Origin of the sequence: Collinsella sp. LCP19S3_D5, from assembly GCF_052121415.1 — a bacterium.
Taxonomy (GTDB): domain Bacteria; phylum Actinomycetota; class Coriobacteriia; order Coriobacteriales; family Coriobacteriaceae; genus Collinsella.
On record NZ_JBQKEH010000005.1, the window covers coordinates 1 to 14,400 of the forward strand.

Here is a 14,400-nt window from a genome sequence, read left to right on the forward strand (position 1 = left end):
CTTGGGGAACCCCGCCGAAGGAATGGAGTGCGGGCCGACAGAACGGTATCCGCGGATATGAGACTGAGCCGAAGGCGTCGATGACATGCCGGGGGCGGACCGGGACGGGTTCAACGGCAGGCCCCGCCGACCGATTGCAAGCGGTCGGCGGGGCCATTGTGGCTCTTGACAGCGGATTGGGTCATATGAGCGAGCGACGTCCAGGGCGAACAAGGTGCCTTGAAGCAAGGCGGCATAGACCTTCTGGTCATGCCGCCGAAGCTGAAAGGCAGATTGCCGCTCTGGCGGGTTTGCAGCGTCAACCTGTTACGCGGTTTGGTAAAACAGCATAACTACAAGGCATTCGCGCAGCGCTCGCAGATATGCGCGTGACCGTTGTACTCGCCGACGGTGGTGCGATAGTTCCAGCAACGGTCGCAGCACTCGCCCTCGGCGGCCTCAATAGCAACGGAAAGCTCCTCGCCCTGGGTTAGCTCAACATCGGAGACGATGTAGAACTCGGCCAGATCGACGGCCTTGTCGCCGGTCAGCAGCGCATACATCTCGGCGGGAACGACCGCCTTGACGCGGACCTGCTGGCTCTTGGTGAAGGTGCCGGCGGAGCGGGCATCCTCAAGGGCCTTGGTCACAGCGCTACGGAGCTCGAGCGAGGCCTCGAGCACGCCCTCGAACTCATTGGCCTCGTCGACCGTGATGGGCGACTTGTACCAATCGAGCAGCGCGGCGTACTTCTGGTGATCGACGCAGCCGGCGGGCGCATAGGCCATGGCCTCGTCGACCGTGTAGGACAGGATCGGCTGCAGGTCGCGCATGAGCATCGAGAAGAGCTCAGCCAGCACGGTCTGGGCGCTGCGGCGCTCGAGCGAGCCGGGCTTGTCGCAGTACAGACGGTCCTTCAGGGCGTCGAGGTACACGTTGGAAAGCTCGGTAACCACAAAGTCGTAGAGCGCACGGTAGGCGCGCGGGAACTCGTAGCTGGCGTAGGCGTCGTCGACCTCGGCCTGGACCTGGGTCAGACGGGCAACCATGAGCTTGTCGAGCGGCAGCAGGTCGGCAAAGGCGACGCCGTCGGTCTCGGGCTCAAACTGACCCTCGAGCTCGGAGAGCAGGAAGCGCAGCGTGTTGCGGAAACGACGGTAGGCATCGGACGTACGAGCAAGGATCTCGTGGTCGATGGAGACGTCGGAGCTGGTATCGACCGAGGCGACCCACAGGCGGATGATATCGGCGCCCATCTCGTCGCAGACCTTGTTGGGGTCGATGACGTTGCCGAGCGACTTGGACATCTTACGGCCCTGGCCATCGAGCGTGAAACCCTGCGAGACGACTGCCTTGTACGGAGCGTGGCCGTTGGCACCCACCGAGGTGAGCAACGAGCTCTGGAACCAACCGCGGTGCTGGTCGGAGCCCTCGAGATACACATCCGCCGGGTACTCAAGCTCGGGGCGATACTCGCAGACGGCCTTCCAGGACACGCCGGAGTCCCACCACACGTCGAGGATGTCCTTATCGGCCTTGAGGTGATGGCCGCCGCACTTGGGGCAGACGCAAGCCTCGCCCAGGTAGCTCTCGGGAGCGTCAGTGAACCAGGCGTCGGAGCCCTTCTCGTGGAAGAGCTTGATGACGGCGTCGAGCGTGGCGTCGTTCATGACCTTCTCGCCGCAGTCGGCGCAGGTGTAGCTGGGGATAGGCACGCCCCAGTTGCGCTGACGGCTGATGCACCAGTCGGGACGCTGCTCGACCATGGCACCGATGCGGTTGGCCGCGTGGGCCGGATACCACTTGACGTTCTCGCGGATCTCTTTGCCAGCCTGCTCGCGCAAACCGGTCTTGTCCATCGAGACAAACCACTGGTCGGTAGCACGGAAGAGCACCGGGTGCTTGCAGCGCCAGCAGTGCGGATAGCTGTGCGTGATCTTCTTCTCGAGGACCAGGGTGCCGCGCTCGCGCAGGAACTCGATGATGTGCGGATTGGCCTCGTCGGTATCCATACCGCTGAAGGGGCCACCGGTACCAAACTCCTCGCCGGTGTAGAACTTACCGTCGTCATCGACCGGCATGCAGATATCGGTGATGCCCTCCTTGAGGCAGGCGAAGCAGTCGTCGACGCCGTGGCCGGGCGAGTTGTGGACGATACCGGTACCGTCATCGACACCGACGTAATCGGCCAGCAGTGCCACGCCCTCGACACCGTCAAAGATCGGCTGCTTGTAGTGGATGTGGTGGAAGGTCTCAGCGGGAACCACATAGGGCTTACCGTCGACCATGACCGGGGTGTACTCCCAGCCAAACTCCTCACAGCACTTGGGAGCCAGGTCCTCGAGCATGACCTCGGCACGGCCATCGTGCTCAACGGCAACATAGGCGGCGCCGGGCTTAAGGGAAACGGCCTGGTCGGAGGGGATGGTCCACGGCGTGGTCGTCCAGATGATGAAGTCAACCGGGCCGTCGAAGTTCTCGAGACCGGCAGGCTTAGTGGTCATCTCAAAGCGCACGAAGATGGACGGGCTCGTCTCGTCGGAGTACTCGATCTCGGCCTCGGCCAGCGCGGTGTGGCAGTGCTTGCACCAGTGGACGGGCTTATGACCGCGATAGATCATGCCCTTGTCGAACATGGCCTTGAAGACCTCGATGTCGGCGGCGTCATGCTGGTGATAGAGCGTCAGATACGGGTTGTCCCAGTCGCCAAGCACGCCCAGGCGACGGAAGCCGGCCTTCTGCAGCTCGATGTTCTCGACAGCGAACTTATTGCAAAGCTCGCGGATCTTAGCCGTGGAGGTCTGGTTGAACTTCTCGGTGCCGAGCTTCTCCTCGACCTTGTGCTCAATCGGCTGACCGTGGCAGTCCCAACCGGGGACATAGGGAACCTCATAGCCCTGCATCATCCAGTAACGGTTGATCATGTCCTTAGAGATCTTGTTCATGGCGTGGCCGATGTGGATCGGGCCGTTGGCATACGGAGGGCCGTCGTGCAGCACGAACTGCTTGTGACCCTTGTTCTTCTTTAGAACTTGCTCGTAGACCTTGTTGTCCTGCCAGTCCTTGAGTCGCTTGGGCTCGGACTTGGAAAGACCGGCACGCATGGGAAAACCGGTCTTGGGCAGATTCATCGTCTGCTTGTACTCGTTTGCCACGGTACCCCTTTCTTGTCATGGGCGCGCACGCCCTCTGGGCACCAAAAAAGCGCCCGTCCCTACAAGCTGGGACGAAGCGCCACAAGACAGGCAGTCTGCCCGTAAAAGCTCTTCGCTTAACCACCCAGCTTAGATGCCCTCGCCCGCGTCGCCGCGCGCTCGCATCCGTTACTCGGCTGGCCTGTATCGACGACCATCTCGGCGATATCTACTAAGACGTGCCTGCGCGGCACGTCCGTTGGGACCGCAGCTCCGGGGTGATTTTCATCGGTCGCATGCACGGGTTCTCAGCGCTCCCCGCTCTCTGTAGCATGCGGACGGCCGACTACTCGTCCCCATCAACGCTTATGCGGAGTATGCTAGCACGTTCCGCGCCGGCGAAAAACCCTCAACACTGGTTTTATACGTTCGAAATTTCTCGCGGCTGTGGACCTTCTCTAGGAGCAAAATACCTGAAAGCACTTTATCGAACGAAAGAAGGTTGCTATGCGCACGATCGGAATGAGCGACTATACCGTCGGCGAGGACTGCTTCGACGAGCTGCCCGGCGCGCTGGCCGAATACGGAGCGACCAAGGTCGCAATCATCGGTGGCAAGCGAGCACTGGCTGCAGCACTTCCCGGTATCGAAGCCGCGCTGGCAGGCACCGGCGTCGAGGTTCTGGAGACGCGCGTCTACGGCACCAACAGCACACGCGCCAATATCGCCAAGGTCGTAAACTCCCCCGCCTGCCAGGAAGCCGACGTGCTTATCGCCTGCGGCGGCGGCAAGGCACTCGACACCGTGAAGACCGCAGCTATCGAGCTCAAGAAGATCGTCTTTACGGTGCCGACGATCTGCTCCAACTGCTCCGCCGCGACCGCCATTGCCGTTGTCTACAACGACGACGGCTCGCTCGAGGGCTATTCGTACCCCAACCGACCGGCGCACATTTTCATCAACCCCAAGATCATCGCCGAGGCTCCGGCAGAGTACTTCTGGGCCGGCGTGGGCGATGCCCTGTCCAAGCAGCCCGAGGTCGAGTACGCCACGAGCGCCGGAAATTTGGAGCACACCGCCGGTCTTGGCCTGGCACTCGCCCACACCTGCTCCGAGCCGCTGTTTACCTATGGCGTCCAGGGTCTTGAGGACGTGCGCCAGGACCTGTCGAGCGAGGCCGTCAAGCAGATCGCGCTCGACATCGTGGTCAACACGGGATATGTCTCGAACCTGACCAACCAGAACGATTACTACTACAACTCGAGCGTCGCACACGCGTTCTACAACGCCACTTGCAGCATTCCGCGTGAGGGCACCTACCTGCACGGCGAGGTCGTAAGCCTGGGCGTGCTCGTGCTGTTCGCCTACACGGGCGACACCGAAAACCTTGAGCGCTATGCCGCCTTTAACAAGCAGATGGGCCTGCCCGTGACGCTTGAGCAGGTCGGGCTTTCCGAGGCCGATATCCCTGCCCTGTGCGAGTACGCGCACGCCACCAACGAGTGGAAGCAGGGTAACCCCAAGCCCTTCACCGACGAGAAGTTCGCCGCCGCCATCAAGGCAGCCAACACCTACGGCCACACCCTCCTCGCCTAACCTACCAAAAAGGGACAGGTTTATTTTGGCAGGTTTTATCTGGGAAAACGCCATTGAATATCTGTTGAAATTGTTTAGCTTGCCAGTAAAGGGGGCGACCATCTACTCGATGGCCGCCCCCTTTCATTTGCTATTCCAACATGCTCGGGTCAAATTCACTTGCGGGAATCACACGGTACCCGTGGCGCAGGAGCAGGTCGACGAAGACACCGTTGCCCGCGGTGAGCGTGCCGCTAAAGGTGCCATCGTAGACGCGACCTGCACCGCACGAGGGACTACGGTCCTGTAAGATGCACGCGGCGATCTCGGATGGCCCGCCCGCCTGCTCGCACATATCGAGTGCTCGTTGGGCACCCAAGCGAAATTCCCTGTCAACGGACACGCCCTCGCAGGTACGGACTTCGCCGTTCACAATTTCGGACGGCTTGCGCGGTGTGGGCAGACCACCAAAAACCTCAGGGCACACGAGGAGCACCTCGGTTCCCGTGCGCTCGCAGGCCTCGACCAGCTCGCGATGGTAATTATCGAGCCCGTTATACTTGCAGCTCTCGCCCATCAAGCAGGCACTTACCACGATCTTCATATACAACCCTTCCCAAGCAAAACGCCCCATTTGAGGTGGACACTCAAATGGGGCGAAAGCACTGCACAACTAGTATTACTGCTGCTTTGGCATCAGCGGATTCTCACGCGTGAGGAGATTCATAAACTCCTCGCCCGTGATCGTCTCCTTCTTGTACAGATAACGAGCCAGCTCGTGGAGCTTAAACTTGTTCTCCTTCAGGATCTGCAGGGCGCGGTCGTGCGCATCCTCGATCAGCTTGGCGACAATCGCGTCCACGCGCTCGGCCGTACCGGGGGCGCAGGTGAGCGACGTATCCTGGTTAAGGTACGCGTTCTGCACGGTACCGAGCGCCATCATGCCAAACTCATCGGACATACCAAAGCGCGTCACCATGTTACGGGCGAGCTTGGTGGCCTGCTCGATATCGTTGGCGGCGCCGGTCGTCATCTCGCCAAAGATGAGCTCCTCGGCTGCACGGCCACCGCAATAGACGGCGAGCTTGTCCAGGATCTCCTGACGCGTGGTCAGGAAGCGCTCATCCTCCTCGACCTGCATGGTGTAGCCCAGAGCACCGCTCGTGCGCGGCACGATGGTGATCTTCGTGACCGGCGCAGAGCCCTTCTGGCGAGCGGCAACGATGGCATGACCGATCTCGTGGTAAGAAACGACCTGCTTCTCGTGGTCGGACAGCACCGTGGACTTGCGCTGCTGACCGGCGATGACGACCTCCACCGACTCCTCAAAATCGTCCTGCGTGGCGCGTTTGCGACCCTCGCGGACGGCACGCAGGGCGCCCTCGTTGATAATGTTGGCCAGGTCGGCGCCCGAGGCACCGGGCGTGGCGCGGGCAATCGCGGTCAGATCGATCGGCGGCTGCGTCTTCACGCTCTTGGCGTGCAGCTCAAGAATGTTCTTACGGCCGGTCAGGTCGGGCAGCTCAACGGGGATGCGGCGGTCAAAACGACCGGGGCGCAACAGGGCCGGGTCAAGGCTGTCGGGACGGTTGGTGGCAGCGAGGACGACGATACCCTTGTGGTTATCGAAGCCGTCCATCTCGGTCAGCAGCTGGTTGAGCGTCTGCTCGCGCTCGTCGTTACCACTAAAGCCGCCGCCGTCGCGCTTCTTGCCAATAGTATCGATCTCATCGATAAAGACGATGCACGGGGCCTTTTCCTTGGCCTGCTTAAACAGATCGCGAACCTTGGCGGCGCCGCGGCCGACGAACATCTCAACAAACTCAGAGCCCGAAATACTAAAGAACGGCACACCTGCCTCGCCGGCCACAGCCTTGGCAAGCAGGGTTTTACCGGTACCCGGAGGGCCGACAAGGAGGGCACCGCGCGGCAGCTTGGCGCCAATCTCCTCGTAGCGCTGCGGCTTCTCCAGAAAATCGACGACCTCCTTGAGGGACTCCTTGGCCTCTTCCTGGCCAGCAACATCCTTAAAGGTCACACCCACGTCCTTGGAGGCAATCACACGCGCGCCGGACTTGCCCAGTCCACCGCCGCCAAAACCGCCGCCGCCAAAGTTCATCGACGGACCGTCATCACCCATGGCCTTCTTCATGCGGCGGTTGAGCCACCAGCCGATCAGGAAGAAAATCGCCATGGGAAGAATGAGGGTGAGCAGGTAGTAAGTCATCAGACCCGAGTTCTTATCGGGAACGACCGACTCAAGCGAGGCGCCAGATTCAAGCACGCGATCGGTAAAGCCCGCATCATTCGGCACACCGGTCGTCTTGTAGGCGATGTTCTCGTCCTCGCCCTTCTTGGTGTAATAAATCGAGTAATCGTCCGTGTTGTACTCGACCTTATCGACGCTCTTCTTGTCGAGCGCTTTGACAAACGTCGAGTAATCGGTCTTCGTAATCTGCTGCGTGTGACCGATGTTGGGGAACAGAACGGTCGAGAGCACGAGGTAGACGACGAAGGCGATGAGCACGTAGAGGATCATATTCCGTCTACGTTTGTTGTCATCCATCTCCATCTGCTTGAACTCCATCTACTGGGGTTGATAATGCTAACTAGAATACCCAACCCGGCCGGCGATAAACCGACACCGGGCACGAAAGGACAGAGATGGCATCACTGGAAGTCGGCAAGGTTCAAATCTATACGGGCGACGGCAAGGGCAAGACGACGGCTGCGCTGGGGCTCGCGCTGCGCGCCACGGGCTATGGACTTAACGTGCTCATGCTTCAGTTTGCCAAGAAGCTTCACTGCGCCGAACATGACGCAGCTCCTCGATTGGGGCTTTGCATCGTACAAGCCGACCGCGACACGCCCGAAGCCTGTGCCGCACAGATCATGGAGCTGGCGCGCGAGCAGATTGGCCAAGTCGACGTGCTGATCTTGGATGAGCTGGGAGAAGCCATGCGACGGGGCTTTGTGACGCGTGAAGATGTCGAAGCGTTGATCGCGATGAAACCAACCACCACGGAGCTCGTGCTCACTGGCCGCGGCTTGCTGCCCCTCGCCGACCTTGCCGACCTCGTAACCGAAATGCGCCCCGTCAAACACTACTTCGACGAAGGCCTCCTAGCCCGTCAAGGCATCGAATACTAATTGATCCAAAGGGGACGGAGGAAAACGAATCATCGACATCACCACGGAGAGCAATGATCCGTTTTCTCTGTCTCATACGGATCATTAGGCAGTAGCGCGGCCTAGCCAGTTGCCGCTGTGGTGGTAGATGGTGAACATCGCGGCCGTGATGAGCCAGGTTACGGGGTAAACCAGCAGCAGGAGCTCAAGCGACGGATCGAAAGGCATGATCGCAAACACCCAGATCACCCTGAGCACGACGGTGCCGAAAATCGTGAGAATCATGGGCTGCAAGCTCACGCCGGCACCGCGAATGGAGCCCGACGCGTTTTCGATAATCGAGAAAATCGCATAGAACGGCGCAATAAAATGGATGATGGTCGTGGTGTAGGCCGAAATCGAAGCATCGTCGACAAACAGACGCGACAGAGGACCCGAGAACACCAGCAGCACGGCAGACAGGCCACCAATGAGCATAAACGACAGCACGAGCGACGTATGGTAGCCCTTGCGCATGCGCTCGTAGTTGCGCGCGCCAAAGTTCTGTGCCGAGAACGTGGTGATCGACACGCCAAGCGCCTCGGTAACCATCCAGACAATGCCATCTAAGCGGCCCGAAAGACCCCAAGCCGTGGTGACATCGGCACCAAACGAGTTGACCGACACCTGAATCAAAACGTTGGAAATCGAATACGCAGCAGACTGAAAGCCAAGCGGCAGACCACACGAGATCATGCTCTTGCAAATACCAGGATCAATGCCGAGTTTGGAGAGTGAAAGCCGCCACGCACCCGGTGCGTGCATCATGCGAATCACGATCATCGTGGCGTTGGAGCAAATGGTCAGCGCCACCGCGATGCCGCAGCCCAGAGCCTCCATATGCAGCACGGCAACAAATATGATATCCAGCACCACATTAACGAGGCAGCCGGAAGCGATGATCACGGCAGGTCCACGCGTGTCGCCCACGGCACGCAGCAGTGCCGTTCCCATATTGAGCAGCAGCGCCGCAACCATGGCGGCAAAATAGCAACGAGCATAGGCCGCACCCTCGGCCAATAGTTCATGCGGCGTATTCATAAGCACCAGCATGGGCTCAACGAACACTATGCCCAGAATCGAGACGACGATACCGCCCACCAGAGCGAGCGTCATGGCCGTATGGACCGAACGACTCAGTCGCTCATCATCGTGCTGGCCAAAATACTGACCCGTAATAACAGCACAGCCGGCGCCAACACCGACGCAAAAACCGATGCAGAGCTCCGTGAGCACCATCGTGGCCTGGATGCCACCCAGCGCGAGCTTGCCGCCAAACTGACCGACGATATAGGTACCGATAAGCGTGTAGGCCTGCTGAAAGAACGAACTAAAAAAGATGGGAACGCACAGCGAAAGCAACTGCTGCCAAATAACACCCTGTGTTACATCGATAGCCGTAGATTTCTTAGCCACACGCCCTCCCCACCAGCGCACGTCAAACAACAAAACGTCAATTTTATGACCAAAGCCGACACCAGCTTAGCACCGACCGGCGTCAACCGAAACACACGGAATCAGAGCCCGGTGCAAAATATCTGCCTAGTGATACAGTCCCGGCTGGTAGTGATACTCGTTGCTCACGTGCGGACACAACTGCCAAAAAGCGACAGCACTCGCCGCGGCCACGTTGAGCGAATCGACCCCGTGCGCCATCGGAATACGCACAGCCCGGTCACAGCCCGCGATGGTCTTGGCGCCCAGGCCGGCGCCCTCGGTGCCCATAAAGATCGCCAACCGGTCAATCTCCCGCAACGCGGGATCGTCCAACGACACCGAATCATCCGTCAATGCCATGGCGGCACACGAAAAGCCGGCATCGTGCAGCGCCGCCAGCCCATCATGCGGCCATACGCGCGCCTCGCTGCCAATGCGCGTCCAGGGCACCTGGAACACCGTGCCCATGCTCACGCGGGCTGAGCGGCGATACAGCGGGTCACAGCAAGTGGGGCTTACCAAAATGCCATCGACATTCAACGCTGCCGCCGAGCGGAAAATCGCACCCACATTAGTATGGTCGACAATACCCTCGAGCACGCACACGCGGACCGGGCGCTCACCCGCCACCTCGACGACGCCGCCCAAGAACTCATCAACCGGAATCTGACGCGGGCGACGGAACGCCGCGAGCGCACCGCGCGTCACGTTAAAGCCCGTCAACTGCTCCATGAGCTCCATGGAGGCCACGAACACAGGAACCGGACCTGCGCCCTCGCGTACAACCAGACGCTCGAACAGCGGCATCATCTGATCGAGCCAGCGCTCACCCAAAAGAAAGCTCACCGGCTCGTATCCGGCACGTACCGCGCGCTCGATGACCTTGGCGCTCTCGGCGATAAAGATGCCCTTTTGCGGCTCCAGTACGCAGCGCAGCTCGCGCTCCGTCAGTCGCACGTAGGCGTCGAGCCGCTCATCATTAAGGGAATCGATTCGCAGCACCTCAACGGCATCAGTCATAGCAGCCAGCCCGTACCCTTCTTTACAGCACATCTATACCAAACGAGGCGACGCTAAGCGCCGCCCCATGCATTCAATCAACCCGGTGATACCGTTCACGCCAGACGATTTAAGCATCAACACGACGATATATCACAAACTCATAATCGAGGCCTTCGTCGCCCTCGCCCGCGGCAATCGTGGCAACCCCGTCGCGCCGCACAACTTCCCACGCAGGATCGACATCCAAATTGGGAAAGTACGTGTCCACGGCATGGGTGCAATGGTTGTGCGTGACCTCGGCCTCCACGCAGTACGGCAAAAACTGCCGATAGACATCGCCGCCACCGATCACCCAGGCAACGGGCTCATCGGCAACCGCGGCCAAGGCCTCGTCAACGCTATGCACTACGTCGACACCCTCGGGGGCAAAGCCCTCGTCGCGCGTGAGCACAATGTTGCGGCGGTTCTTGAGCGGACGCCCGCCGGGAAAACTCAGCAGGGTCTTGCGTCCCATAATAACCGGACAACCCTTGGTGCACGCCACAAAATGGCGCATGTCGGCACGGTTGGACACGACCATGTCACCCTCGCACCCAATGCCCCAGTCATCGCACACGGCGACAATGGCAGAAAGCTTACACGTCATGCGCGTCACCTACACCGCAATGGGGATGTTCTTGACCTGCGGGCCGTGCTCATAGCCCTCAACGATCAAGTCGTCGGTCGTAAACGCGTAGAAATCATGCACATCGGGGTTGAGCGTTACCTTAGGAGCCGCAAACTGCGGACGCTCGATAAGCTCGCGGACGATATCGACATGACGGTCGTAAATATGGGCATCGGCGATCACATGCAGCAACTCGCCAGCGATCATATCGACCGACTGCGCGACCATCATCAGCAAAATGGCGTACTGGCACACATTCCAGTTGTTCGCGGCCAAAATGTCCTGGCTGCGCTGGTTAAGAATCATGTTGAGTGTTGGCTTATCGTCCTGCGGGCGCTGCGTGACGTTATAGGTCACGCTGTAGGCGCACGGATACAGGTGCATCTCGGACAGGTCGCTAAACACGTACGTATTGGTCATGATGCGGCGGCTGTACGGCGTGTGCTTAAGGTCGTACAGCACGCGGTCCATCTGGTCAAAGTCACCCTCGGCATAATGGCTCTTCTGCCCAATCTGATACCCGTAGGCCTTGCCGATGGAGCCGGTCTCGTCGGCCCACTCATCCCAAATATGGCTGTTGAGGTCATGCACGTTATTGGACTTCTTTTGATAGATCCACAAGATCTCGTCCATGGCAGATTTGAGGGCCGTACGACGCAGGGTAAGCGCCGGAAACTCCTCACGCAGGTCGTAGCGTGCCGTAACGCCAAAGTTTTTAATGGTATAGGCAGGGGTGCCGTCCTCCCACACCGGACGAACCTTTTGGCCCTCGGTAGTGGTGCCATGGTCCAGAATATCGCGGCACATGGCTACAAACTGTTGATCAGCTTTGCTCATTGACCCTCCTGTCAGTCGCCTATAAGCGATTTTTATTGTAGCCCAGGCGCGCAGCATCGAATTGCACACTTGGGGCGGCACACGCAATGCACGGCAGTACGGCACCGCATTCGTAAATGGTGCACCTTTAGCTTTTTTGACATATGCCAAAAATAGCTTGAAGCGTTTCGTATACGCGCTATCCTATTGTTGACATATGTCAGATTTGGAGAGTGTATGGCAGGAAGACGCGAAAAATTGCGCCGTGTTGGGATCATTCCCGAATATCGCGGCTTTACCCCTGACGGCCTTGCCAGCGGAGACGCCATCGACATGACGGTCGATGAGCTCGAAGTCCTACGGCTTTGCGACCTAGAAGGCCTCAATCAGGAGGCCGTCGCCCAGCAAATGGGCATCGCCCGTGCCACCGTGGCGGCCATCTGCAGCCGCGCGCATCGCAAGGTGGCAAACGCGCTGGTCAACGGGCGAGCACTTAGTATCGAGGGCGGCAATATCGCATACTCCCCTACACCTACGACGACGGCCATATGGCCAGCAAAGGAGGTCGGCACCATGAGGGTGGCAACGACGTACGACAACGGCAACATCTTTATGCACTTTGGCCGCAGCGAGCAGTTCAAAATCTATGACATCCAGGATGGCAAGGTGCTCAACGAGCAGGTCGTAGGCACCGGCGGCACTGGTCACGGCGCCCTAGCGGGTCTGCTCGCCAACGGTGGCGTCGATACGCTCATCTGCGGCGGTATCGGCGGCGGCGCCATCAACGCGCTCACCCAGGCAGGCATCACGGTCTATGCGGGCGCCCAGGGCAGCTGCGACGCCTGCGTCGAGGCCCTCATTGCCGGCACGCTCGCGCAGACCGGCGAGGCCACCTGCGACTGCCATGGGCACGAGCACGAGCACGCCCACGAGCATGGCGAGTCCTGCGGCTGCCACGGCCACCACGACCATGATGGGCACGAGGGCTGTGGCTGCCACTAGTGGCAAGCACCTCAACGCCAACACGCTTCCGCGCGTGAGAAAACCTGCGAACGAACGGCGAAGGCCGCCTGGAGTACCATCCAGGCGGCCTTCGCCATACTCGACTCAACCAGTCGTTACTTTTTATTACGCATCTGCGCTTCCATCTGGCGCAGCAGGTCCATATCGGACTTGGGACCACCTGTTCCCATGCCACCCAGGCCACCCAGGCCGCCCATGCTGCCCAGGCCCATGGCATCCAGACCGGGAATATTGGGCATGCGCATCTTTTTACCCTTCTTGCCCTTCTTGCCCTTCTTGCCGCCGGCTTGCGCCTGGTTGGCCATCGAGCGCATGCGACCCATCATCTTGTTCATCTCGCCCCACTGCTTCATAAGGCTATTGACCTCGGTGGGGGTCACGCCGGCACCCTTGGCGATGCGGGCGCGACGCTGGCCGTTGATGATGGAAGGACGCAGGCGCTCCTCCTTGGTCATCGACATGATGATGGCCTCGTTCTTGTCGAAGATGCCCTCATCCAGGTTGCCGCCCATCTGGTTGAGCGCGCGCTGGCCGCCGGGAAGCATGCCCAGAATGCCCTTCATACCGCCCATCTTCTTGACGGCCTTCATCTGGTCGAGCATGTCGTTCATGGTAAAGCCCTCTCGCAGCATGCGCTCGGCAGCCTCGAGCTGCTCGGCATCGGCTGCCTCCTGGGCCTTCTCGATAATGCCGACGACATCGCCCATGCCCAAGATGCGCTTGGCCATGCGGTCGGGATAGAACGGCTCCAGCGAATCGGGCTTCTCGCCCATGCTCACGAACTTGATGGGCTTGCCGGTCACCTGGCGCACCGAAAGCGCGCCGCCGCCACGGGCATCGCCGTCGAGCTTGGAGATGATCACGCCGTCAAAGTCGGTGCGCTCGGCGAAGGTCGAGACAACGTTGACGATATCCTGGCCGGTCATGGCATCGACGACCATCAGCACCTGATCGGGCTTGACGGCCTTCTTGATGTCCACGGCCTCCTGCATCATCTGCTCGTCGATCTGCAGACGACCGGCGGTATCGACGATGACCACATCGCGCAGGTGGTCGACGGCCTCCTGGATGGCGCCCTTGGCAATATCGACCGGGTGCTCGCCGTCACCGCGGAAGACCGGCACGCCGATCTCTCCACCAAGCGTGGCCAGCTGGTCGGCAGCGGCGGGACGGTAGACGTCGCACGCGGCGAGCAGCGGCGAGCGGCCCTGCTTCTTGAGCAGGTATGCCAGCTTTACAGCCGCCGTGGTCTTACCGGAGCCCTGCAGGCCCACGAGCATAATGACGTTGGGAATGCGGTTGCTAAAGACGAGCTTGCTCTCGGTGGAGCCGAGCATCTCGGTGAGCTCGTCGAGCACGATCTTGACGACGTTTTGCGCCGGCGTCAGCGATTCCATGACCTCGGCGGTCATGCAGCGCTCCTTGGTCTTGGCGACAAACTCCTTGACGACCTTAAAGTTGACGTCGGCCTCGAGCAGCGCCATGCGAATGTCGCGCATGGCCGAGGTGATATCGGCCTCGGTCAGCTTGCCCTTGCCGCGCAGGCGGTCAAATGTGTCGTTGAGGCGATCGCTCAGAGAATCAAACACTGGTCACTCC

General features: G+C 60.1%; 11 protein-coding genes. 3 read left to right on the forward strand and 8 right to left on the reverse strand.

The features are described 5' to 3' along the window. Window positions 1-332 precede the first annotated feature (332 nt). Complete coding sequence (gene ileS / locus ACTQXO_RS03135) at window positions 333-3,110, reverse strand: isoleucine--tRNA ligase (RefSeq protein ID WP_441545439.1); 2,778 nt, start codon at window positions 3,108-3,110, stop codon at window positions 333-335. 510 nt (window positions 3,111-3,620) lie between these two features. On the opposite strand from ileS, the gene ACTQXO_RS03140 reads away from it, so the two are divergent. Then, entirely contained in the window at window positions 3,621-4,709 is a 1,089-nt protein-coding gene (locus tag ACTQXO_RS03140; RefSeq protein ID WP_441545424.1) for an iron-containing alcohol dehydrogenase family protein, read from the forward strand. 130 nt (window positions 4,710-4,839) lie between these two features. Here ACTQXO_RS03140 and ACTQXO_RS03145 read toward each other — a convergent pair whose 3' ends face one another. Both ACTQXO_RS03145 and ftsH read right to left on the reverse strand, forming a co-directional pair. Continuing rightward, window positions 4,840-5,292, reverse strand: a complete 453-nt coding sequence (locus ACTQXO_RS03145) for a DUF523 domain-containing protein (protein ID WP_441545425.1) — start codon at window positions 5,290-5,292, stop codon at window positions 4,840-4,842. A gap of 75 nt (window positions 5,293-5,367) precedes the next feature. Beyond that, window positions 5,368-7,260, reverse strand: a complete 1,893-nt coding sequence (gene ftsH, locus ACTQXO_RS03150) for an ATP-dependent zinc metalloprotease FtsH (RefSeq protein WP_195838531.1) — start codon at window positions 7,258-7,260, stop codon at window positions 5,368-5,370. A 92-nt stretch (window positions 7,261-7,352) separates the two neighbouring features. Here ftsH and ACTQXO_RS03155 point away from each other — a divergent pair, with 92 nt between their 5' ends. Beyond that, entirely contained in the window at window positions 7,353-7,838 is a 486-nt protein-coding gene (locus ACTQXO_RS03155) for a cob(I)yrinic acid a,c-diamide adenosyltransferase (RefSeq protein ID WP_441545426.1), read from the forward strand. A gap of 84 nt (window positions 7,839-7,922) precedes the next feature. Here the strand turns inward: ACTQXO_RS03155 and ACTQXO_RS03160 are convergent, their stop codons facing one another. The 4 genes from ACTQXO_RS03160 to thyA form a co-directional block, all read right to left on the reverse strand. After that, a complete protein-coding gene (locus ACTQXO_RS03160; RefSeq protein WP_441545427.1) occupies window positions 7,923-9,272 on the reverse strand; it encodes an MATE family efflux transporter in 1,350 nt (449 codons plus the stop codon). A gap of 126 nt (window positions 9,273-9,398) precedes the next feature. Further along, on the reverse strand, window positions 9,399-10,313 hold the full coding sequence (locus tag ACTQXO_RS03165) for a TrmH family RNA methyltransferase (RefSeq protein ID WP_427719619.1): 915 nt from the start codon (window positions 10,311-10,313) through the stop codon (window positions 9,399-9,401). Between the two features lie 109 nt (window positions 10,314-10,422). Further along, complete coding sequence (locus ACTQXO_RS03170; protein WP_441545428.1) at window positions 10,423-10,941, reverse strand: dihydrofolate reductase; 519 nt, start codon at window positions 10,939-10,941, stop codon at window positions 10,423-10,425. Window positions 10,942-10,950: 9 nt separating this feature from the next. Next, on the reverse strand, window positions 10,951-11,799 hold the full coding sequence (gene thyA, locus ACTQXO_RS03175; RefSeq protein ID WP_154515464.1) for a thymidylate synthase: 849 nt from the start codon (window positions 11,797-11,799) through the stop codon (window positions 10,951-10,953). A gap of 216 nt (window positions 11,800-12,015) precedes the next feature. On the opposite strand from thyA, the gene ACTQXO_RS03180 reads away from it, so the two are divergent. Beyond that, complete coding sequence (locus ACTQXO_RS03180) at window positions 12,016-12,780, forward strand: NifB/NifX family molybdenum-iron cluster-binding protein (RefSeq protein ID WP_154515461.1); 765 nt, start codon at window positions 12,016-12,018, stop codon at window positions 12,778-12,780. Window positions 12,781-12,896: 116 nt separating this feature from the next. Here ACTQXO_RS03180 and ffh read toward each other — a convergent pair whose 3' ends face one another. After that, window positions 12,897-14,390, reverse strand: a complete 1,494-nt coding sequence (gene ffh, locus ACTQXO_RS03185; RefSeq protein ID WP_441041149.1) for a signal recognition particle protein — start codon at window positions 14,388-14,390, stop codon at window positions 12,897-12,899. Window positions 14,391-14,400 lie beyond the last annotated feature (10 nt).

What these genes read in the sequence shown, in the direction of transcription:
- thyA (WP_154515464.1), bottom strand. Translation starts at nt 11,799, where the DNA reads ATGAGCAAAGCTGATCAACAGTTTGTAGCCATGTGCCGCGATATTCTG.
- ACTQXO_RS03165 (WP_427719619.1), bottom strand. Translation starts at nt 10,313, where the DNA reads ATGACTGATGCCGTTGAGGTGCTGCGAATCGATTCCCTTAATGATGAG.
- ftsH (WP_195838531.1), bottom strand. Translation starts at nt 7,260, where the DNA reads ATGGAGATGGATGACAACAAACGTAGACGGAATATGATCCTCTACGTG.
- ACTQXO_RS03180 (WP_154515461.1), top strand. Translation starts at nt 12,016, where the DNA reads ATGGCAGGAAGACGCGAAAAATTGCGCCGTGTTGGGATCATTCCCGAA.
- ACTQXO_RS03155 (WP_441545426.1), top strand. Translation starts at nt 7,353, where the DNA reads ATGGCATCACTGGAAGTCGGCAAGGTTCAAATCTATACGGGCGACGGC.
- ACTQXO_RS03145 (WP_441545425.1), bottom strand. Translation starts at nt 5,292, where the DNA reads ATGAAGATCGTGGTAAGTGCCTGCTTGATGGGCGAGAGCTGCAAGTAT.
- ACTQXO_RS03170 (WP_441545428.1), bottom strand. Translation starts at nt 10,941, where the DNA reads ATGACGTGTAAGCTTTCTGCCATTGTCGCCGTGTGCGATGACTGGGGC.
- ileS (WP_441545439.1), bottom strand. Translation starts at nt 3,110, where the DNA reads ATGAATCTGCCCAAGACCGGTTTTCCCATGCGTGCCGGTCTTTCCAAG.
- ACTQXO_RS03140 (WP_441545424.1), top strand. Translation starts at nt 3,621, where the DNA reads ATGCGCACGATCGGAATGAGCGACTATACCGTCGGCGAGGACTGCTTC.